The 20379-nt window shown below is 72.8% G+C and carries 20 protein-coding genes; 16 read left to right on the forward strand and 4 right to left on the reverse strand.

Annotation, left to right across the window (positions count from 1 at the left end; all coding sequences use genetic code 11):
* Positions 1–542: 542 nt before the first annotated feature.
* Positions 543–1355, reverse strand: coding sequence for a FadR/GntR family transcriptional regulator (locus LO772_RS10830; RefSeq protein ID WP_231778192.1), 813 nt, complete (start codon positions 1353–1355; stop codon positions 543–545).
* A gap of 97 nt (positions 1356–1452) precedes the next feature.
* On the opposite strand from LO772_RS10830, the gene LO772_RS10835 reads away from it, so the two are divergent.
* The 6 genes from LO772_RS10835 to LO772_RS10860 all read left to right on the forward strand — a co-directional run bounded on the left by LO772_RS10835 (position 1453) and on the right by LO772_RS10860 (position 7163).
* On the forward strand, positions 1453–2601 hold the full coding sequence (locus tag LO772_RS10835) for an acyl-CoA dehydrogenase family protein (RefSeq protein WP_231778193.1): 1149 nt from the start codon (positions 1453–1455) through the stop codon (positions 2599–2601).
* Positions 2598–3551, forward strand: coding sequence for an acyl-CoA dehydrogenase family protein (locus LO772_RS10840; protein ID WP_231778194.1), 954 nt, complete (start codon positions 2598–2600; stop codon positions 3549–3551). The genes LO772_RS10835 and LO772_RS10840 overlap by 4 nt, the downstream gene beginning before the upstream one ends.
* Positions 3548–4351, forward strand: a complete 804-nt coding sequence (locus tag LO772_RS10845) for an enoyl-CoA hydratase/isomerase family protein (RefSeq protein WP_231778195.1) — start codon at positions 3548–3550, stop codon at positions 4349–4351. Before LO772_RS10840 ends, LO772_RS10845 begins: the two co-directional genes overlap by 4 nt.
* A 5-nt stretch (positions 4352–4356) precedes the next feature.
* Complete coding sequence (locus LO772_RS10850; protein ID WP_231778196.1) at positions 4357–5553, forward strand: acyl-CoA dehydrogenase family protein; 1197 nt, start codon at positions 4357–4359, stop codon at positions 5551–5553.
* Between the two features lie 22 nt (positions 5554–5575).
* Complete coding sequence (locus tag LO772_RS10855) at positions 5576–6673, forward strand: acyl-CoA dehydrogenase family protein (protein WP_231778197.1); 1098 nt, start codon at positions 5576–5578, stop codon at positions 6671–6673.
* A gap of 262 nt (positions 6674–6935) precedes the next feature.
* The gene (locus LO772_RS10860) at positions 6936–7163 is read left to right on the forward strand and encodes an FmdB family zinc ribbon protein (RefSeq protein ID WP_231778198.1); all 228 of its coding nucleotides are present in this window, start codon (positions 6936–6938) and stop codon (positions 7161–7163) included.
* Positions 7164–7421: 258 nt separating this feature from the next.
* Here the strand turns inward: LO772_RS10860 and LO772_RS10865 are convergent, their stop codons facing one another.
* On the reverse strand, positions 7422–8129 hold the full coding sequence (locus LO772_RS10865; protein WP_231778199.1) for a restriction endonuclease: 708 nt from the start codon (positions 8127–8129) through the stop codon (positions 7422–7424).
* Between the two features lie 251 nt (positions 8130–8380).
* Between LO772_RS10865 and LO772_RS10870 the strand changes: the two genes are divergently transcribed.
* The 6 genes from LO772_RS10870 to LO772_RS10895 all read left to right on the forward strand — a co-directional run bounded on the left by LO772_RS10870 (position 8381) and on the right by LO772_RS10895 (position 13078).
* Complete coding sequence (locus LO772_RS10870; RefSeq protein ID WP_231778200.1) at positions 8381–8677, forward strand: GNAT family N-acetyltransferase; 297 nt, start codon at positions 8381–8383, stop codon at positions 8675–8677.
* A gap of 136 nt (positions 8678–8813) precedes the next feature.
* Entirely contained in the window at positions 8814–9332 is a 519-nt protein-coding gene (locus LO772_RS10875) for an arsenate reductase/protein-tyrosine-phosphatase family protein (protein ID WP_231778201.1), read from the forward strand.
* Positions 9333–9416: 84 nt separating this feature from the next.
* Positions 9417–10229 carry a serine hydrolase domain-containing protein gene (locus LO772_RS10880; RefSeq protein ID WP_231778202.1) on the forward strand — a complete coding sequence of 271 codons (813 nt, stop codon included), beginning with the start codon at positions 9417–9419 and terminating at the stop codon, positions 10227–10229.
* 260 nt (positions 10230–10489) lie between these two features.
* Entirely contained in the window at positions 10490–10996 is a 507-nt protein-coding gene (locus LO772_RS10885; RefSeq protein ID WP_231778203.1) for a SigE family RNA polymerase sigma factor, read from the forward strand.
* 68 nt (positions 10997–11064) lie between these two features.
* A complete protein-coding gene (locus tag LO772_RS10890; RefSeq protein WP_231778204.1) occupies positions 11065–11856 on the forward strand; it encodes a hypothetical protein in 792 nt (263 codons plus the stop codon).
* A 505-nt stretch (positions 11857–12361) separates the two neighbouring features.
* Positions 12362–13078, forward strand: coding sequence for a phosphatase PAP2 family protein (locus LO772_RS10895; protein WP_231778205.1), 717 nt, complete (start codon positions 12362–12364; stop codon positions 13076–13078).
* Positions 13079–13420: 342 nt separating this feature from the next.
* On the opposite strand, the gene LO772_RS10900 is transcribed toward LO772_RS10895, so the two are convergent.
* Positions 13421–13681, reverse strand: coding sequence for a hypothetical protein (locus tag LO772_RS10900; RefSeq protein WP_231778206.1), 261 nt, complete (start codon positions 13679–13681; stop codon positions 13421–13423).
* Between the two features lie 253 nt (positions 13682–13934).
* On the opposite strand from LO772_RS10900, the gene trxA reads away from it, so the two are divergent.
* Both trxA and LO772_RS10910 read left to right on the forward strand, forming a co-directional pair.
* Positions 13935–14387, forward strand: coding sequence for a thioredoxin (gene trxA / locus LO772_RS10905; protein WP_269453231.1), 453 nt, complete (start codon positions 13935–13937; stop codon positions 14385–14387).
* A 398-nt stretch (positions 14388–14785) separates the two neighbouring features.
* On the forward strand, positions 14786–15316 hold the full coding sequence (locus LO772_RS10910) for a DUF7144 family membrane protein (protein ID WP_231778208.1): 531 nt from the start codon (positions 14786–14788) through the stop codon (positions 15314–15316).
* A 629-nt stretch (positions 15317–15945) separates the two neighbouring features.
* Here LO772_RS10910 and LO772_RS10915 read toward each other — a convergent pair.
* Complete coding sequence (locus LO772_RS10915; RefSeq protein ID WP_231778209.1) at positions 15946–16356, reverse strand: hypothetical protein; 411 nt, start codon at positions 16354–16356, stop codon at positions 15946–15948.
* A 484-nt stretch (positions 16357–16840) separates the two neighbouring features.
* Here LO772_RS10915 and LO772_RS10920 point away from each other — a divergent pair, with 484 nt between their 5' ends.
* Together LO772_RS10920 and LO772_RS10925 are read left to right on the forward strand one after the other, a co-directional pair.
* Positions 16841–18460 carry a hypothetical protein gene (locus LO772_RS10920; RefSeq protein WP_231778210.1) on the forward strand — a complete coding sequence of 540 codons (1620 nt, stop codon included), beginning with the start codon at positions 16841–16843 and terminating at the stop codon, positions 18458–18460.
* A gap of 144 nt (positions 18461–18604) precedes the next feature.
* Positions 18605–20305, forward strand: coding sequence for a hypothetical protein (locus tag LO772_RS10925; protein WP_231778211.1), 1701 nt, complete (start codon positions 18605–18607; stop codon positions 20303–20305).
* The last annotated feature ends 74 nt before the right edge of the window (positions 20306–20379 follow it).

Below are 20379 nucleotides of genomic sequence, written 5' to 3' on the forward strand. Positions count from 1 at the left end.
GTCGGGACGCCCGGGCGCCCGCCTTCGGCCTCATGCACCCGCTGGGAGTCTAATCATGAGAGAGCAAGTATTGCTATCCTTATGAGGATTGAATTCCTCAGAGTGCCCATCAGTCGACAGAGAGTGACGGCGGCGCGGAGTCGGCGGCCCCCGCGGCGTCCACAGCGTGGAGGTGCGGCAGGCCTGGGTGACTGCTTGTTAGGCGCGGGGAGTCGGCGGCCCCCGCGGCGTCCACGCCGTGGAAGATGGTCAGCTGATCACGTGGGGTCCGGCCGTCGGGAACCTGCCGCACATGTCCGCCGCGTCCCCTGAGATCCGGCGGCGGGCGTTGAGACGGCGCTCACCGCGGCGTCAGGTGTGCCTTCCGCCGCGCCTGCCGGATCGGCGGACCCCGACGTACGGAACCCCGCGTCTTTGCCACGGCACCAGGCGCGGCACAGCCCCGCCCACGCCGACTTCGGCACGCCCGGCCGTGATCGGGTCCGCTCTCCTCGTGTGCGCGCCGGATGGGGACCGTCTCGGCCCCTCCGGTCGCGGTCCCGTCAGATTCTGTTGCGGGAGCGGTGGTTCGACTGGATGGCCATGCGGGCCATCGCGGAGGAGACGTTGACGACGCCGTCGTCGAAGCGTTCGAGAACCATGCGCTGGGTCGCGGCGAGGTGGGCCCGGGCGAGGCGTTCGGCCTGCGTGTCGCGGCCGGCCTTGATGTCGTCGACGATGCGCTGGTGGGTGCGGACGACCTTCTCCGCCTCGACCTGCGAGGGGTATTCGCCGCGCCGCGTCAGCGCCTCCGCCCACGCCTCCTCCTGCGCGGACCACAGCGCGACGAGGCTGCTGACGATGTGGCGGATCGTCGCGTTGGGCGTGAACGACACCACGATGTCGTGGAATTCGCGCGCGGTGTGGGTGAACGCCACGCCGTCCGCGACCAGTTCCGCGGAGGCGTCGATGTTCGCGGTCAGCGCCGGCACGACCGTTTCGGCACGGTCCTCGCGCCGCGCGCACTCCGCCGCGCACATCGGCTCCAGCGTCCGCAGGCCCGCCGCGAGGTCGCCGAGGGTGACGCGCGCGCCTTGCAGCGCGAGCCCGAGGTGGTACGCCGCCGACGACTCGTCGGGCCGGTGCACCTCGGCGCCGCCGACGTTGCCGCGGCGGACCGTCACCAGGCCCTCGGTCTCCAGGATCCGCAGGGCTTCCCGGATCGAGGGGTAGCTGACCCCGAACTCCTTGACCAGTTGGTCCTGGGTGGGCAGCCGGTAGTTGTCGTCACCCGCGAGGATGGAGGCGCGCAGTTCCGCGGCGACGGTCTCCGCGATACGCCGTTGCGGGACGCGCCCGCGCCGAGCGGTCGTCACGCAGGCCACCTCGATTTCATGCCCGCAAGTCTATCGGACCGAAAGTCGACCGTTCAAGTATTGCTATCCTTATGATGATTGACATAACGTGCCGACCATGGACTTCACGATGGGTGAGGCCGCCACGGCGCTCCGAGCCGAGCTGCGCGGGCTGGTGGACGAGCACGTCCCCGCGGACTTCCTCGGCGCGTTCACCGACGACCCGGCCGACCTGGAGACCGCCCAGGGCTTCTGCCGGCTCCTCGCCGCACGCGGCCTGCTGTGCATGGCCTGGCCGGAGGAACTCGGCGGTCGCGGCGCCTCGCCGTGGGAGCAGACCGTGGTCCGCGAGGAGATGTGGGCGCACCACGAGCCGCGCGGCGCGCAGTACATGGGCGTCAACTGGGTGGGCCCCACGATCATACGGCACGGCACTCCTGACCAGCAGCGCAAGCACCTGCCGCCGATCGCGCGCGGCGAGGTCATCTGGTGCCAGGGCTTCAGCGAGCCGGACGCCGGCTCCGACCTCGCGTCGCTGCGCACGGCCGCCCGGCGCGACGGCGACGGCTGGCTCGTCTCCGGCCAGAAGATCTGGACGTCGTACGCCACGATGGCGCAGTGGTGCTTCCTGCTGGCCCGCACGTCGAAGGGCGAGCGCAAGCAGGACGGCCTGACGATCTTCCTCGTGCCGATGTCCGATCCCGCGATCGAGGTCCGTCCGATCGACTGCATGATGGGCCCGCACCACCTCAACGAGGTCTTCTTCGACAACCTGCGCGTGACGGAGGCCGACGTCCTCGGCACCGTCGGCGACGGGTGGGCGGTCGTGCAGGAGGTGCTGGCGTTCGAACGCGTCGGGATCGCGCGCTACGCGCGCTGCGAGCGCCTGTTGCAGGCCGCCCCCGACGTGCTCGGCGACCGGTGGGACGACCTGCCCGACGAACTCCGCGGCCGGTGGGCCCGGATGCTGACGCACAGCCGCCGGGCCCGGCTGCTGGCGTACCAGGTGGTGTCGCTGCAGAACGAGGGGAAGGTACGCCCGACCGACGCGGCGGCGTACCGGATCGCGGTGACCAGACTCGATCAGGAGAGTGCCGAAGTGCTCATGGAGATCGTCGCGTCGGCACCACCGGACGGCGCGGAGGCCGCGTGGTTCCGCACCGAGGTCGAGGACCACTGGCGCTACTCGCAGGCGTCCACGGTCGCGTCGGGCAGCATCGAGATCCAGCGGGTGCTGATGGCGCGGTCCCTTCTGGCGGCACCGTGAACATCGACCTGAGCCCCGAGGCGATCGAATACGGGCGCCAGGCGTCCCGGGCGCTCAAGGCCGCCGGGGGCGACCGGCTCGTGCAGCTCGCCGAGCAGGACCCGAAGGGCCGCGAGGGCCTGGCCGCACCGGTGTTCGCCGAACTCGGCGCGTGGGATCTCGACGCGCGCGGCAGCGCCGACGAGTCCGAGGCCGCGGCGGCGCTGTGCCGCAGCGCGGGCTATTGGGCGGTCCCCTACCCGGTCGCGGAGCGCCTGGCCCGGCCGGCGGACCTCGACACCGACGGCCTCGTCGTGGTCTCCGACACCGGCCCGGCCGGTGCCGTCGCCGGGCTCGAACTGCGGTGGACGGCCGTGACGTTGGACGGCCGGCGCAGTGCCGCGACCGCGCTCCCGTCGGACGCGTCGCCGCGGACCTCGGCCTTCGTCACCGGACTCGACCTGCGCCCGCTGGACGACGACGGCGCCCGCGACGTCGCGCTCGGCCTGGTCCTGCCGTGCTGGACGCTCCTCGGCATGCTCGACCGGGCGCTCGAACTCACGTGCGCGCACGTGCTCGTCCGCGAGCAGTTCGGCAAACCGCTGGCCCGGCTCCAAGGCCTCCAATTCCAGCTCACCGATGCCGAGGTCGAGCGCGGCGGGCTCGAAATGCTCGCCAAATACGCGCTGTGGAGCGTCCAGACCGGGCGCGACGACGCGCTGAAGGACGCGCTCGCGCTTCGGCTGGCGGCGATCGAGGCGGCCGACGTCGTCTTCCGTGTCTCGCACCAGCTCCACGGCGCCGTCGGCTTCTGCGACGAGTCGACCCTGTCATGGCTGTCGCGGTACAGCCAGCCGCTGCGGCGGCTGCCGCACGGCCTGTCCGCGACGCGCGACCAGATGACCCGCCGGATCGGCCGACGCGGCCTGACCGGGCTGTTCGGCGACGCCCGGGAGGCGGCGACACCGTGAGCACCGAAGGCAGCGCGAGCGGCTTCGCGTACGAGCTTCCCGACGAGCTGACCGTCGAGGCCGACGGTCCGATCCGCACCGTCGTCGTCAACCGGCCCGACGAACTCGGCGCCGTCAACCAGCCGTTGCACTGGGCGCTCGCCAACGTGTGGCGGCAGCTGGCCGCCGACCGCGAGGCCAAGGTCGTCGTCCTGACGGGCTCGGGACGGGCGTTCAGCGCGGGCGGCGACCTCGACTGGGTCGCGTCGTTCCTCGACGACCCGGTCGCGCGCGACGAGAGCGTCCGCGAAGGCGCGCAGATCATCGAGGAGATGCTGCGCTTCCCGCTGCCGGTGATCGCCGCGGTCAACGGCCCGGCGGTGGGGCTCGGGTGCAGCCTGGCGGTGCTGTGCGACGTGGTGCTGATGGCGGAGACCGCGTACCTCGCGGACCCGCACGTCAGCGTCGGCCTGGTGGCGGGGGACGGCGGCGCCGCGTTCTGGCCGCTGCTCACGCCGTTGATGCGGTCGCGCGAGTTCCTGTACACCGGCGACCGCATCCCGGCGGCCAAGGCCGTCGAACTCGGCCTCGCCACCCGGGCGGTGGCGCCGGTCGACCTCCTCGCCGAGGCGCACCGCCTCGCCGGGCGGTTCGCGGCGCAGCCCGCGGAGGCGCTGCGCGGCACCAAGCGGGTCGTCAACATGTACCTGTCCCAGGCGCTGGGCGGGCCGATGCAGGCCGGCTTCGCCGCCGAGACCGCCACCATGCTGTCGGACGAGCACCGCGAGCGGCTGCTCGCGCTGCGGCGAAAGGCGGGCTGACGGCCGTGCCGACGACGACGCGCGACGATCTCGCGGCGTTCCGCGCCGAGGTGGCCGAGTGGTGCCGCACCCACATCCCCGCCGACTGGCGCCGGGCGCAAACCGGGGTCGGCGACGAGGAGTTCGTACGCTTCCAGAAGGCGTGGCTGCACGAGCTGCGCCGGGCCGGGTTCGCCGTTCCGCACTGGCCCGAGGAGTGGGGCGGCGGGATGTCGGTCGCCCGGCAGATCGTGCTCTACCAGGAGCTGGCACGCCACGACGCGCCCCGGCTGGTGCTGTCGTTCGTGTCGCTGCACCACGCCGCGTCGACGCTGCTGGCCGCCGGGACCGACGAGCAGCGTCGGCGGCACCTGCCCGCGATCCTCGACGGCGAGATCTGGTGCCAGGGGTTCTCCGAGCCCGAGGCGGGCTCGGATCTGGCGGCGCTCAAGACGACCGCACGCCGCGAAGGCGACGCGTTCGTCGTCAACGGGCAGAAGCTGTGGGCGAGCGGCGCGCTGCACGCCGACTGGTGCCTGCTGCTGGCCCGCACCGACCCGGCGGCGCCCAAGCGGCGCGGCATCTCGTACTTCCTGATGGACATGCGCTCGCCGGGTGTGGAGGTGCGCCCGATCCGCCAGGCCACCGGGGAGGCGCACTTCTGCGAGGTGTTCCTCGACGACGTCGCCGTCCCCGCCGCGAACCTGGTCGGGCCGGAGAACGAGGGCTGGCGGGTGGCGCAGGAGACGCTGGGCGCCGAACGCGGCATGACCATGCTGGAGTTGGCGGAACGGCTCGGCAACGGCGGGTTCCGGTGGCTGGTCGAGCAGTGCGCGCGCCCCGGCCCGGACGGGACGCGCCCGCTCGACGATCCGCTGGTGACCGACCGGCTCGCGGCACTGGAGACCGAGCTGACCGGACTGCGGGCGCTGTGCACCGACTTCGTCGCGGACGACGCCCCGGGCCCGGCGGACGCCTCGGTCGTCAAGCTCTGCTACAGCGAACTCCTGCAACGGCTCACGGACTTCGCGACCGAGGCCACCGGGCTCACGGCCCACACCGAACTGCGCAAGCCATTGTCGAGCGGGTGGGAGTCGGGCGCGTGGGTGCTCGACTTCATCGGCTCGTGGGAATGGACGATCCCGGGCGGGACGAGTGAGATCCAGCGCTCCATCATCGGCGAGCGCGGCCTCGGCCTGCCCCGCGAACCGACGGGCGGCTGATATGGCCGGCAGGACCGACGATGTGACCGAGACCGACGAACTCGCTGCCTTCCACGACGAGTTGCGGGCGGTGGCGAGCGACCTGCTCGGCAAGTCCGGCGCCGAGGCCGCGCCCGACTGGCGGGTGCTCGCCCGCGCGGGATGGCTGGGCCTCGAAGCGCCCGGCGCGCTCGACGGCGCGGACGCGACGTTCGCCGAAGTCGCGGTGATCCTCGGGGAGATGGGCCGCACGGCGGCGCGCGGCCCCTACCCGGCGGTCGCCGCGCTCGCGGTCGGCGCGCTCAACCTGCTGGCCCCCGGTCCGGGCCGCGACCGGCTCCTGCGCGACACCGTGGCGGGCGACGCCGTGCCGGTCCTCGTGCTGCCGGGGGAGGCCGGGGAGCCGTTCCGCCTGGTGTCCTCGGGCGGCGGCACGACGCTGCACGGCGGCGCCGGGTTCGTCTGGGACGCCCCCACCGCCGACCGCCTCCTCGTACCGGCCGTCGCTCCCGACGGGGCGACCGTGGTCGTGGACGTCGACCCCCGCGCGGCGGGGGTGCGCGTCACCGCACAACCGGTCGTCGACGCGACGCGTGTTTTCGGCGGCGTCGCGGCCGAGGGCGCCGCCGTACCCCCGGAAGCGGTGCGGCGGTTCGCCGGGGACCCCGGCGAGGCGCTGCGGCGGCTGCGGGACCGGGCGGCCGTCGCGGTGGCGTGCGACAGCCTCGGCCTGAGCGAGGCCATGCTGGCCGCCACGGTCGAATACGCCCGGGTGCGCGAGCAGTTCGGCCGCAAGATCGGCTCCTTCCAGGCGGTCAAGCACGCGTGCGCCGACATGCTGGTCCGGGTGACCGTGGCCCGGAAACTGGTCGCGGCGGCGGTCCGGGGGCAGGCCGACGACGCGGCGGACGCCCCGGTGTCGGCGTCGATGGCCAAGTCGTACGCGTGCGCGGCGGCCGTGGACATCGCGGGCAAGGCGATGCAGCTGCACGGCGGCATGGGCTACACGTGGGAGAGCGGTATCCACGTGTATCTCAAACGCGCCACCCTCAACCGCACCCTGTTCGGCTCCCCCGCCGCGCACCGCCGGCGCCTCGCCGAGCGGTACGCCGTCCCGGCGTCGCACGGGCCGGGGGCCTGAGACAGGCTCCGGCCGGCTCCCGGTGCCTGGGGAGCCGACCGGAGCCCTTCAGGCGCGTGGGCGCGCCCGACGCCGCCGCCCCCTCCGGTGCCCGGGAAGCCACCCGGGCTGTTCGGACGCGCGAGCCCGCCCGAAGCCCCCAGTCCCTTCCCGAAGCCCGGGGAGCCGCCGGAGCCCTTCGAGCACGTGGGCCCGCCCGAAGCGCCCGCCCGGTCTCGTCCGGCCCTGTGCGGCGGCCCGGTCGCTCGGTACCCTTCACGCCATGCCGAATTACGAGTTCCGCTGCCGCGCGTGCGGCGACACGTTCACCGTCAGCCGTCCGATGGCCGAGTCGAGCGCGCCCGCGTCGTGCCCGGCGGGCCACGGCGACACGGTCAAGCTCCTGTCGGCGGTGGCGATCTCCGGCTCGCGCGGTTCCGGCCCCTCGCCCGCGCCGACCCCGCCCCCGTCCGGCGGCGGCGCCTGCTGCGGCGGAGGCTGCTGCGGCTGACGCCGCGGCGGAGGGTGGCCCAGCCGCGGCGCCCGCGGCCCGAGGCCTGCCCCGCCCGACCGCAACCGCTCGCCGCGGCCGATGCCGGGCCGCGAGACCCGCGTACCCCGGGGTGAGCGCTCACGCGTGCGAAGCGGAGGCCGCGCTCCGGCCACGATGAACGGATGGCCGTCGGCGGCCTCGCGCCGCGCACGGACGCCCGACCGCCACCCCCGCAGGCCGCCACCCCCCGTGTCCCGCGCCGGACGCCCCTCCCCGCTACGCCGCCCCGGCCCCCGCCGCCGTCTCGCTCGGTGTGCTCCGCCCCGGGCGTGCCGCGGGCAGAGGGGCCGGGATCGACGTCCCCAGGTCCCAGACCGCCAAAGCGCGGCGGTCCAGGAGCAGCAGGGAGCCGTGGTCGGCCGCCAGGGTGTGGGCGCGAGGGGAGAACCCGCCCGCGTTCGTCGCCAGGATCAGGGCGTGTCCGTGGTGGTGCTCGGCGGCGGTGAAGCGGGTGACGATGGAGCCGGAGACCGTGGCCGCGCCGGTCACGCTGCGGCAGCGCACCGCGACCCGGGTGCCGCCCGGCAGCGTGCCGGTGACGTCGACCGAGTACGCGTCGTCCCGCACCCGCGTGGCCGTCACGTCCGCGAGGCCGTCGCGGCGGCACAGCTCGGCGACGTGTGCGCCCAGGCGGCCCGGGTCCATCTTCTCCAGTCGCCGCCGGACGGCACCCGCCGCGCGGTCGTGGTGCTCGCGTAACCGGATCCCCTGCGTACGGCGCGCGTCGCGGGCGGCCGACAGCGCCGCGCCCGTGCCGGCCAGGACCGCCGCGGCGCAGCAGGCGCCGAAGACCCACGGTTCGCGGCCCGCTCCGACGATCACGAGCACCAGCCAGGCGCCGCAGATCGGCGCGGTGGCGCCCACCAGGGGCAGAAGCGGTGGTCTCCGGGTCGTGGTGCCGTCGTGACGTGCGCGTACCGCCATGCCCGCGTTGCCCCTCTGTTCTCGGTCCCGGTGCCGTCCTCGGGCCGGTACCCACCCGTGACCGCCCAACTCACCTTCCGGTTCCGGGAATTCGCCTGGCATCGCGATGAATTCACCTACCGCTCGCCGGGGGTTGGCCCGGACGTCACGCGGCGTGCCGGAACGGTCCGGCTCCGCGCTCGCGGGGGCGGGGAGCGTAAGGTCGAATGGTCGGAACAGGCAGTCCGAAGCCGATCGAGGTTGGGGGCCTGATGGACGCCAAAGTCGTACACGTGCCCGAAATCGACCGTTACGAGATCCGGGTGAACGGCGAGACCGCCGGTTACGCGGAGTACATGGGCACCGAGCAGGTGACCGTGTTCACGCACACCGAGATCGACGACAAGTACGCCGGGCAAGGGCTCGGCAACATCCTGGCCCGGGAAGCCCTCGACTCGATCCGCAACCAGGGCCGCGGCGTGCTGACGCTCTGCCCGTACATGAAGAGCTGGATCGACCGCCACCCGGAATACGCCGACCTCCTGGTCGAAGAGGAACCCCAGGGCTAGGCCCGGTTCGTGAAGTGAAGATCGACGGCGACCGACCCGCGGGAACCCGTACGGCTCGTTCGCCGCACGACGCCTGACGCCGCTCCGCCGCAGGGGCCGCCGGCCCGCGTCTCCGGGCGCGCACTACTCTGCCCGCATGGCCGCCACCCCCTCCCTGCTCTTCATCTGCACCGGCAACGCGACGCGTTCGGTACTCGCGGGGGTGCTGGCGGCCGAGGCCCGGCCGTCGTGGCGGGTGCGGACCGCCGGGACGTTCGTCGTCGAAGGGCAGCCGGTGAGCTGGCGTACGCGGCGGGCCCTGGAGTCGGTGGGCGCCCGGGCCGACTCGCATCGGAGCACGCAGGTGACCTCGGACCACCTCGCGGAGGCCGACCTCGTGGTCGCACTGGCGTGCGAGCACGTCGCGTACATCCGCCGCAACCACCCCGAGGCCGCCGCGAGGACCGCGACGCTGCGCCGCCTGGCCGCGACGCTGCCGCACGGCCCCGAGCCGCTCGCCGCCCGAGTCGCCGGGCTGGCCCTCGACAAGGTCCGGTTGGACGAGGCCCGCGAGGACGTCGAGGACCCGGGCGGCGGCGAGGTCGACGCGTATCTCGCGTGCGCGGCCCGGATCGCCGGGCTGACCCGGACGACGCTCCCGCTGATCGGCCCCTGAGCCCGCGCGCCGCGGCACCGGCACCCGCCGCGAACGCGCACCCCGCCCCCGCTCCCCCGCCCCGGCCGCCCGTAGGCTCAAGGCGTGGAAAGCCTGCGTGTGATCGAGTCCTGGCCCGTTCCCCGCGCCGCCGCGGTGGTCGCCGCCGACGGCGGGGTCGTCGGCGAGCGGGGGCCGGTGGACGTGCCGTTCCGGCTCGCGTCGGTGACCAAGCCGTTGACCGCGTACGCCGTGCTCGTCGCCGTCGAAGAGGGCGCCGTGGAGTTGGACGAGCCCGCCGGGCCGCCGGGAGCGACCGTGCGGCACCTGCTGGCGCACACCGCGGGGTACGCGTTCGACCACGAGCGGGTGATGGCGCGTCCCGGTGACCGCCGGATCTACTCCAACGCCGGGTTCGAGGTGCTGGCCCGGCATGTCGAACGCCAGTGCGACATCCCGTTCGCCGCGTACCTGGACGAGGCCGTCCTCCGACCGCTCGGCATGACCGACAGCCGCCTCGACGGCTCACCCGCCGCGGACGCGGTCGCGACCGCCGCCGACCTCGCCCGTTTCGCCGCCGAGGTGATGGCCCCGAAGCTGCTCGCCCCGGAGACGGTCGCGGAGGCCACGTCCGTCGTGTTCCCCGGGCTGGACGGCGTCGTCCCCGGTTACGGTCTGCAACGGCCGAACGACTGGGGCCTGGGCTTCGAGATCCGCGGCCACAAGGCGCCGCACTGGACGGGATCGCGCAACTCGCCCGCGACGTTCGGCCACTTCGGGCAGCGCGGCACGTTCCTGTGGATCGATCCCGAGGCGCGGGCGGCCACGGTGTGCCTGACCGACCGCGACTTCGGCCCGTGGGCCGTCGAGGCGTGGCCAGCGTTCAACGACGGCGTCCTCACCGATCTGGGCCGCTGACCCGACACGGCGATGTGACCCGCCGTCGGCGCGTGCGCCGGAGGCGGTGGAGTGCGCCCGCGGCGGGAATCCCGCGCGGGCCAAGCGAATTCCCCTCGTGTTCAGGGCAGCCGCTGCGGCGATGACGCCCGTCCGCGCCCCGCACGGCGAGCACGCGCACGTCAGCCGAATCGCACGTCCACGCCGCGACGCAACATTCTCCCGGTCCCGTTCCGTCTATGTGGGTCCCAGGCAGTGCGGACCGAGAGACCAGGATGAGGATGAAGCCTGAACAAGAGCACGCCTTCAACGAATTCGTGACCGCGCGGGGTGCGGCACTGCGGCGCACCGCGTATCTCCTGTGCGGTGACTGGCACGATGCCGAGGATCTGGTGCAGACCGCGCTGACGAAGGCGTACGCGAAGTGGCACAAGCTGAGAAATCCTGACGCGATGCACGGTTTCGTGCGGCAGGTGCTCGTCCGGTCGTTCGTGGACAGTGTCCGCAAGCGGTCGAGTCGGGAGACCCCGAGCGGGACGCTGCCCGACACGCTGCGCGGTGCGTCCGAGGACCCCGACACACGCGTGGTGCTGCTCGCCGCGCTCGCACGGGTCTCCCCCGCGTACCGGGCGGTGCTGGTGATGCGGTTCTGGGAGGACCAGAGCATCGAGCAGACCGCCGCGCTGCTCAACAAGAACTCGGGAGCCGTGCGCTCGGCGACCAGCCGGGGCCTGGACCAGTTGCGGTCGATCCTCGGCGACCAAGTGCTGGACCTGGTCCGCGGGTGACACCGCGACGACCCGCGATCCCGTTTTCCTTCCCCCACCCTGTCCCCGCCCAAGCCGGAGGCTCCCGCATGACCACGGACGAGCGCATGCACGACTTTTTCTCCCGGATCATCCCGGATCACGAACCCGAGATGCCCGACCTGGCACCGGTCGCGCGCCGCGAGGGAGGCAGGCTCCGCCGCCGCTCACGGCTGCGTGCGTGCGTGGCGGCGACCGCGGTCGCCGCGGTGCTCGGCGGCGCGGCGACCGCCGCCGTCGAACTCGGTTCGGGTGACACGGACGGGAGTTCTGCGGCGGCGGAGCGGGAGACCCGGTTGTTCACGGCGGTACGCGACGCCCTTCCGCCGAACACCGTGTCGGTCCGCGCCCTTCCGGAGTCCGGCTTCCCCTCGGTGCGCGTGGTGTCCGCCGACGGCGCGGTCACCGTCTTCACGGTCATCGGCCCGCGCACCGCCCTGCCCGACGAGTCGTACGCGTGCGGGACGGCCGCCACCCCCTGCGACTGGCGCCCCCTGCCCGACGGCAGCCGCGCGGCGAGCGGGCACCTGGCCGAACCGGACGGGACCGAGAGGTCATGGCTGGACATCATGACCCCGGAGCACCGGCACGTCACCTTGCTCGCCACGAACGCCCAAGAGGGGTCGGGACACACTCCCGGCGCGCCGCTGACTTCCGAGCAGTTGGTCCAACTCGCCTCGGACGCCAAGGTGATGGCGGCGTTGCAGGGGCTGGCCACCACACAACTCGCCCGCGACGAAGAGGACCGCGAGCGTTTGCGGGGCGATGCGGAGTGCCGGTACGTCCTGGACCTCGGCACGGGCACCCTCGTGTGCCCGCCCGGAACGCCCATCCCCTCCTAGGCCGTTGCGCGCGGGGCCGCCGGCGCGTGTGCGGATGGCGCGTGCCCCGGAGCCCGCGCCGCGTACCGTGCGCACCTTTCGCGAAGGGCCCCGACTCCCTCGCGCACCCGGCGCGTGGACCGGTCGACACCGTCGTCGGCGGCCCGGCTCCCGCGATATCGGATGGCCGTCCGCGGCCGACCGCCAAATCCCGTGGTCCGCCCGGTGATCGGTCTCACCGCCGGGTGAACAACCGGGCGCTGCCGCGCCGTCCGCCCGTCCGGCGGACCGCCGAGCCGACCGGACCCCGCTACCGAACCCCCGTACACCGCGGTGCGTACGCGCGCCGCACGGAATCCGTTTTGACCATATCCGTCCCGAGGGGAAAGCCTTGGCCATCCAGGAGACGTACGCCCCGACGACCACCTCCGCCCGAGAATTCCCCCGCGCGCCACGGCGGTTGCCGGTGGCCACCCGAGGCGGCCGGAGCCCGCGAGGCGGTCTCCGTGCCCGTATCCGGAACACCATGGTCCGGTTCGCCGCGTCACCGGCCTTCCCGGTGACGCTGCTCCTGCTGCTCGGCGCGATCACCGCGCAGGTGCTCGCGGGCGGAACTCCCGTGACCGCGCTCGACCGTGCCGTGCGCGACGGCCTCCTGCCGCTCACCGACGCGCTGTCGGGCGCGTGGCCGGACCGCGCCGTGCACGGGGTGGCCGCCTTGGGAGGACCCGTGCCCGGAGCCCTGGTGCTGGCGGCGACCGTCGTCTGCACCGCGCGGCGAACCCGCGTCGGTCGGCGCCCGTTCCTCGCGGCCGTCGCCGTCGTCCTGATGTCCGTCGCCGCCACCATGGCGCTCGTCTTCGCCGGCAAGCGGCTGACCGGGCGCCCCGGGCCGACCGGCGACCCGCTGGCTCCCGGCCAGTGGGGGTTCTTCCCCTCCGGGCACAGCGCCACCTCGGCGGTGTGTTTCGGAGGCGCCGTACTCCTGGCCCGCGCCGTCCTGCCGCCGGGACGCGCGACACGCCTCGGCGGCGCGGTGGCGACGGCGTTGTGCGCGATGGTGGGCTTCGCACTGCTGTGGTGCGGCTACCACTGGATCAGCGACGTCATCGCCGCGTGGGCGCTGACGGGAACGGTCCTGTGGCTCGCCGGGACTTCGTTGCGGCACATCCCGCACGAAGGCCGCGGCCGACGTGCGGTCGGCGAGCCCGGCCGTGCGTCGGCCCGGCGCTCGGACCCGTGACGACGCGGCGGGCGGGCCGAGTTCCCCGTCCTCGGAGCTGTACCGAAAGCGGCGGACGGCAACCGGGCCGGGCGTTCGCGTCGCCCCGCGCACGGCACCGACGACCGCGACACGGCCCTGTGGGACGGTCACACCGCGCGACCACGGTGCCACGAGCGGGCTACGACGCCGGGTCACCCGGCGCACACGGCCGAGTCGCCGTCCCGACGACCACACACGCACCGGTCCACGGCGGCCTCGTGCCGGCGCCCGCCGCGAAGCGCACGCCGACACGACAGGGCCGACGCGGCGCCGCGCACCGCGGCTCCGGCGACGACGGCGCGCCTCGGGCGGCCGGCCCGGTCAGTCCTCAGGCTCGATGAGCGCGTACTCCAACTCGCCGATGGTGTGGGCGAATTCCCCCGGCGTGAAGACGGCGCCCTCGTAGACGAAGGCCGGTTCGATCGCGGTCTCGGCCTCGTCGGCGGCGGGCAGGTCGACGACGACCACGGCCCAGCCGATGACCGGGCACAGGACGGCTTCCGCACCGGGCCGGCTCAACTCCAGGTCCCAGCCCGGCTCGGCCGGTGTGAGGCTGACGACGCTGCGGCGGGTGTAGCGCATGGCGGGGCTCCTGCGGGTGACGCGAGCGGTGATGAGCGATGACGGAAAGCACGGGACGAACACCGGGAAACGCTGTGCGGAATCAGCGTCCGCACAGCTTATGTGGCTCAAGTGACAGACGTGACAGCGCGGTCCGCTCCGACGCCGACTCGCCGCATCGTCGCGCCGGTTGTGGGCACGATGGGGTGCGAGGCGCGCCGCCGGGGCTTCCGGAATGCCCGGAGGCTCCGCTTCGTTGGACCACTGAGTCAGCATCCACGCATCACGAAAACGCAGGACGGAGAGGCACATGGCCACGGTCGAACTGACCAAGGACAACTTCGACGAGGTCGTCGCGGGCGAGGGACTGACCGTGATCGACTTCTGGGCGGCCTGGTGCGGACCGTGCCGGCAGTTCGCGCCGACGTTCGAGCGCGTGTCCGAGGAGACGCCGGATGTCGTCTTCGCGAAGGTGGACACCGAGGCGCAGCCGGAACTGGCCGCGGCCTTCTCGATCAGCTCGATCCCCACGATCATGCTGGTCCGCGACAACGTGATGGTGTACGCGCAGCCGGGCGCGTTGCCCGAGGCCGCGCTCGTCGACCTGATCAGCCAGGCCAAGGGCCTGGACATGGACGAGGTCAAGCGCAAGGTCGCCGAGGCGCAGACCGACCAGGCGAAGGCGTCGGGGCAGTCGGTGAACGGCGAGAACCCCGACGAGGGCTGACGCGTCCACCCCCGTCCGCGCGCGGTTTGCACCGGCCGCGCGACGGCGTTCTACTGGACACAACGGGAGAAGCCACGACAGGAATGACGCGGGGAAGCGGTCCTCCGTAGGCCGTGCACCGCGCAATCAGGGTCCGCGAGAAGTGGACGGGCTTCTCCCGTTTTCTCTGCTCGGCGCCGGCGCGCGGCACGGCCCGGCGGTCCCCAGGCACCCGCGTCGGCGGCCCGGTCTCCCCGTGGAGGCCGGGCCGCCGCCGTGTACGGCCGATCCGCGTCCGTACGCGTACCGCACAGCATCCAAAACGGGCGCAATCGGTTGAACCGGACTAGCGTGAGGGGGCTGGAGGCCCACGGCCTGCCGACGAGCCGGGAACTCCCGGCCACCCTTGGGAGCGCGCCATGGCACGCAATTCGAGCGGCTTCAACGCCTGGTCCGGCTGGGTGGCGTTCGCCGCCGTCACGCTGCTGACGCTCGGTGCCCTCAATCTGATCATGGGCTTCACCGCGCTGTTCGAACACGGCTACTTCGTCACCACCTCCGGCAATCTGCTGGTCTGGCGGAGCTTCACCACGTGGGGCGTGATCCTGCTGTGCTTCGGCGGCCTGCAACTCCTCATCGGCCTGGGGCTGTTCACCGCCAAGAGCTGGGCGAGGTACGCGGCGATCGCGCTCGCCGTGCTCAACATCATCGGCCAGATCGCGTTCCTCGCGGCGCACCCGGTGTGGTCGGTGGTCGTGATGGCCCTGGACCTCGTGGTGCTGTACGCCCTGACCGCGCGCTGGGACGAGGCGGTCGGCGGGGGCGGCGCGGCGATGCCGCGGGCCGGCGAGGCCGAATGGCAGGCACGCACTCCGGCCGGACGGACCGACGCGGGCACGGCGCACGAAGGACGACGGCACGAGGGCGGCAGCCGGATGGACCCGTCGTGACAGCGGTGCCGTCCGCCGGATGACGGACGGAAAACAGCGGCGAGCGGCCCCGCCTTTTCGCGGCGGGGCCGCTCACTGCCGTTTCCCCCGGCGATGCGCATTTCCGACCGGACGACACGTGTCATCGGTCCGGGAATCCCGCGGAGAATGACGTTCCCTCACAAGAGACCGGAATGCTCATCGGCGAGAATCCTCGTCCCGGCGCATCGTGTCCCGCGATTCCGGGGGCCGGGAACAATTCGCCCGCATAATCCGCACCCGAGAGCACCGCGGCCGAAAGAACACCGCGGGTCGCGGCGCGCCCCGCCTCCGCCCGGGCAATACGGGAGTTCGCCGGGCCGCCGGTGCCCGCACACGCGAAACCGGCGGGCAACCGCTCACCCGCCGGTGGAGGCCATCGCCTCGGGTAATCTCGGCCTCGCCGACCCTGCCGGGCGTCCGGGGTGCGTCCCGGACACCCGGCGGGCCGGCCACGAGTGCCCGCCCCACTCTTCGTAGTAGGGCTAGGAAGAGTGGATCATGTGCGGGCACTCACGGCCGGCGGCCGAAGCCGCCTTTCCGACCGGCGACCGCCGGCCGCCTCGCGGTCCCGGGTGCGGATCCCGGAGTGCGGATCCCCGGTCCGGCTGCTACGCGGTGCAGTGGATCTCGACGTCCGCGCTGCCGTTCAGGTCGTTGTCCACGTACAGGACCAGCGGGTTCGACGGGGTCACGGTGCCGGACACCGCCGTCGGGCCGAGCTCCACGTTGCCGCCGACCGGGATGGTGCTCACGTTGGCGACCTGGGTGCCGTTGACGACCGTCCAGATCTGGTTCGGCTGGAGGACCTGCGGCGACGGGAACGTCGTGCTGATGAGCACGAATCCGCTGCTGCTCTGCCAGTCCGCGTCGACGTTGTTCCACGGCCCGAGCACACCGTTGGGGTCGACGCAGTCGTACGTCACCACGGCGGCGTGGGCCGGGACGGCCATCGCCACGGCTCCGGCCGCGAGGCCGATGGTGCACGCCGCCGCGGTCACGGCGCGCTTGAGGGTACTCATCAGTCGGCACATCCTTTCGTTGTGCGGCCGATACGGCGGACACGGCGCCGTCGCGCGCCGCCCGCGCCGAATTGGCCGGGGACAGTGAACGGGGACATTGCCGGCTCTCCGGCAAACCGCCGCACGACACATTGCGGGCTGCCGGGGAAACCATCCGACGACCGAGGGCCGGAACACCGGACCCTGCGATCCTGCCCGAGATTGCACCCCTCGGGTCAAAAAAGCAACCCTCGTTCCGATTTTTCTCACCGGTGTAATACATCCGGTTGGATTTACCGATCTTGCTGACACGTGTCGGCAATTCGGAAACGGAACCGCTATTGACTTCACGGGACGATGCGAGCAAATTCCCTCCGCACTATCTGATGCCCGTACGCCGCCCATTGATCTCGCCGGATCGCGTTCACATCGCTCTTTTTGGCGCGGGGTGCGGAAAAGCCGGGGCACGTCCGAACGGACGGGCTCCCGGCGATAAGGAGGAGTCTTGCGCATACCGATCCCCCGGCGGATCTCGGTCGTGGCGGCGGTGGGGGCCCTCGCCGCGGCGGGAACGGTGGTCGCCGCGGCGCCCGCCGCCCACGCCGTGGAAGTCACTTACACGTCCCAGTGCACGAACGTCCTCGTGCCGACCCTTCCGATTCCCCCGTCGGAGACGAAGGTCGACATCGAGGTCTCGCCGGCCAAGGACACGTACACCGTGGGCGACCTCGTCACGGTGACGTGGAAGTGGGGGTCCTACTCGACCGTCCCCGATTCCAGCCCGATCCCCGAACTTCCGGCGGACTCCACCAAGCCCGTGGGGCAGATCAACCTCACCGGGGCGCAGACCGGCGTGCTGGCGGTCGAAGGCGAGCGGAAGAACGCCGCGACCCCGAAAGGCCAGCCGCTCGTCGTCACCGATATGACGGCGACAATGACGCTGACCGCGGCCGGGACCGTCAATTTCACGCCGAAACAGCATTCGACGTTCACGCAGATCGGGACCTTCGACGCGGAGACCCAGTGCCTCCCGACGACCACGCCCGGGGTCTCCGCGTCGATCACCGTCGAGGAGGGGCAGGCCAGCCAACCCGTCGTCAAAGCCCCGGACGGCGAACTCCGGCCCGGCTCGACGGTCGCGGTGTCCGGGAGCAACTTCACGCCCGGCGCCACCCCGCAGGTCAAGATCTGCGACACCGACGGCGTGAACTGCCCCGGCAACCGCGTCGACGGCCAGACCCTGGCCATCGACGCCGGCGGCAACCTGTCCGGCACCGTCGCACTCAGCGGCGCCAACCTCCCCGACGGGAACTACCTGTTGGCCGTCTCGGACGGGACCGCCGAGGGCCGCGATCCGATCACGGTGAGGAAGTTCGTCCCGGAGGGCCCGCCGGTCGCGACCGCGAGTGCGACGAGCGGACCGGTCGGCACCGTGGTGACCATCTCGGGCTCGAACTGGACACCGAACCAGGTGATCAACATCGGGGCCGTGAACAGCGCCGGATTCCCGTTCCCGCCGGTCCTCAACACCCGGACGACCCCCGACGGCGTGCTGGAGCCGATCCAGTACACGGTGTCCGTCGCGGCGACCACCCACATCCGGGTGCGGGCCGGCACGTCGGCCACCGAGGTCGTCCTCATCCCGTTCGCGTTCACGGCGGGGCAGAGCACGCAGTCGGCGACGGTGGCGCTGGCTCCCGGCACGTTGACCATGACCCAGGCCGGTGACGCGATCAACTTCGGCTCGGCGACCCTGAACGGCACCGAGCAGACGCTCAACGCCGACCTCAACCAGGTCACGGTGACCGACGCCCGGGGCGGCAAACTCGGCTGGTCCCTCACCGGCACGATGACCGACCTGGTCGCCGCCAACGGCACCGGGAGCATCCCGGCCGGCAACATCGCGTGGACGCCGTCGTGCGCCGCGCTGCCGGACAGCCCCAGCCCGGTGGCCTCCGGCACGCCCGGTCCGCTCGGCTCGACCGCGGCGACCCTGTGCAGCGTGGCCGCAGCCGACGGAACAACCGGCGGAAAGTTCACCGCTGACGCCGAACTCGCTCTGAAAACACCGGCGTTCGCGGCGGCCGGGACCTACACCGGAACACTCACGATCAGCCTCATCTGAGCCTCCGGCGCTCCGCCGCACCACCCGAAACGGCACGACCGCACACCGGCCCCCGGCACTCCGTACGACTCCTCATGGATCGGCGCGTGCCGGGGGCTCGGCGTGCGCACCCGCTCATCCGCCACCACAACCCCGAGGAGCAACGTGTCCACCATCCGAACAGGCCCGGGACGACGCGGCCGTGCCGCGTTGGCCGGTGCCGCACTCCTGTTGGGCGGTACGGGCCTGACGCTGTTCGCCCCGGCCGCGCACGCCGGCACCGTCAACCCGACCGTGCACTGCGTCCTGCCCGCCGGGCAGGGCGAGGCGACCGGCCCGCAGTCGACGCAGGTCGAACTCACCCCGGAGAACGCCGCACCGGGTACGCAGGTGCACGCCGTCGTGACGCTCGGCCTGGGCCCGGCGACCAGCACCGTGTCCCTCAACGACGTCCCGACCACGCCGTCGATCGACCTGGCCATGAGCGGCGGCGCCACCGGCACGGTCACGGTGACCGGGCCGACCGTCCAGCTCGACACCGTATCCGGGCAGCCGGTGCAAATCCCCACCTACGAGGGCGACTTCATCATCCCCAGCACGGCCCAGGGGGTCGTGGACTTCACCCCGGTCCGCAACGTGACGAAGACCGTCGTGCTCGGCGGCACGTACACGACGAACTGCGACGTGGTGTCCGGCGGCGGGGTCGTCGACTCCGTCAACGTCCAGGGACCGGGTTCGGAGCAGCCGACGCTCACCTCGCCGGTCGGCACCGTGCGCCCCGGCTACACGCTCAACTTCGCCGGACTCGGATTCCCCGCGAACGCGGCCCCGACCGCGACGGTCTGTGCCGCGGGCGGCGGCGCCTGCGTCACCGACCCGTTCACCGCGAGCAGCCTCACGGTCTCCGGGCTGGGCGAACTCTCCGGCACCGCGACCCTGCGCACCGACGCCCTCCCCAACGGGAACTACACGGTGACGGTCACCGCGGGCGGCAAGCAGGCCACGACGGCGGTCACGGTCGAGGCGTTCGTCCCGACCGGGCCGCGCACGCTCTCGCCGCACCCGACCAGCGGCCCGCTGGGCACCGTCGTGACGCTGACGGGTGAGAACTGGACCGCGAACGGCCCGATCAACATCGCCGCCCTGAACTCGATCGGCTTCCCGCTGCTGCCGGTCGTGAACACCCAGGCCTCGCCGGACGGTTCGCTCAACGCCACGTTCACCGTGACGAACGCCGACACCACGCAGATCCGTATCCGCGAGGGGACCTCGTCCACCAACCTGATCGTCACGCCCTTCACCGTCACGGCCGCCCAGGCGACCCTGGCAGCCGCGCCGAGCGTGTCGCACCGCAACGGCGTGGTCACGCTGTCCGGCACCGGCTGGCCGACCGGCGGCACCCCGGCGGCGTCGCTGTGCGACAGCGCGGGCAACGGCTGCAACGCCGGGGCGCTGACCGGGTCCACCCTCGCCATCAGCGCGAACGGCACCCTCAGCGGCACGGTCACGGTCGGCGGCGGTGTCGCGTTCGGCTCGTACCAGGTCAAGGTCACGTCCGGCGGCAGCTCGGTGACCGTGCCGCTCACCGTGCAGCAGCGCTGGATCACCCTGACACCGGACTCCGGCCCGCTGGGCACCTGGACGACGATCGCCGGCAAGGACTACGCGAACTGGGCGTGGATCGCCCTGCACGGCGTCGACGCGAACGGCGTGACGACCGACGACTACAGCTACGCCGCGGCCGACGGCGCGGGCAACTGGCTCACCTGGATGCGGATCCAGGACCCGGACACCACCGCGATCGTCGCAAGCGAGACCTTCGCCCCCGGCAAGAAGGCCTCCGCCCCCTTCACGATCACGCCGTGACGCTGTCCTGATCGACGGGAGGCCGCGCACCGAGGACGGCGTCGGTGCGCGGCCCCTCGCGTCGGCTGACGAAA

Source organism: Yinghuangia sp. ASG 101 (assembly GCF_021165735.1).
Taxonomy (GTDB): domain Bacteria; phylum Actinomycetota; class Actinomycetes; order Streptomycetales; family Streptomycetaceae; genus Yinghuangia.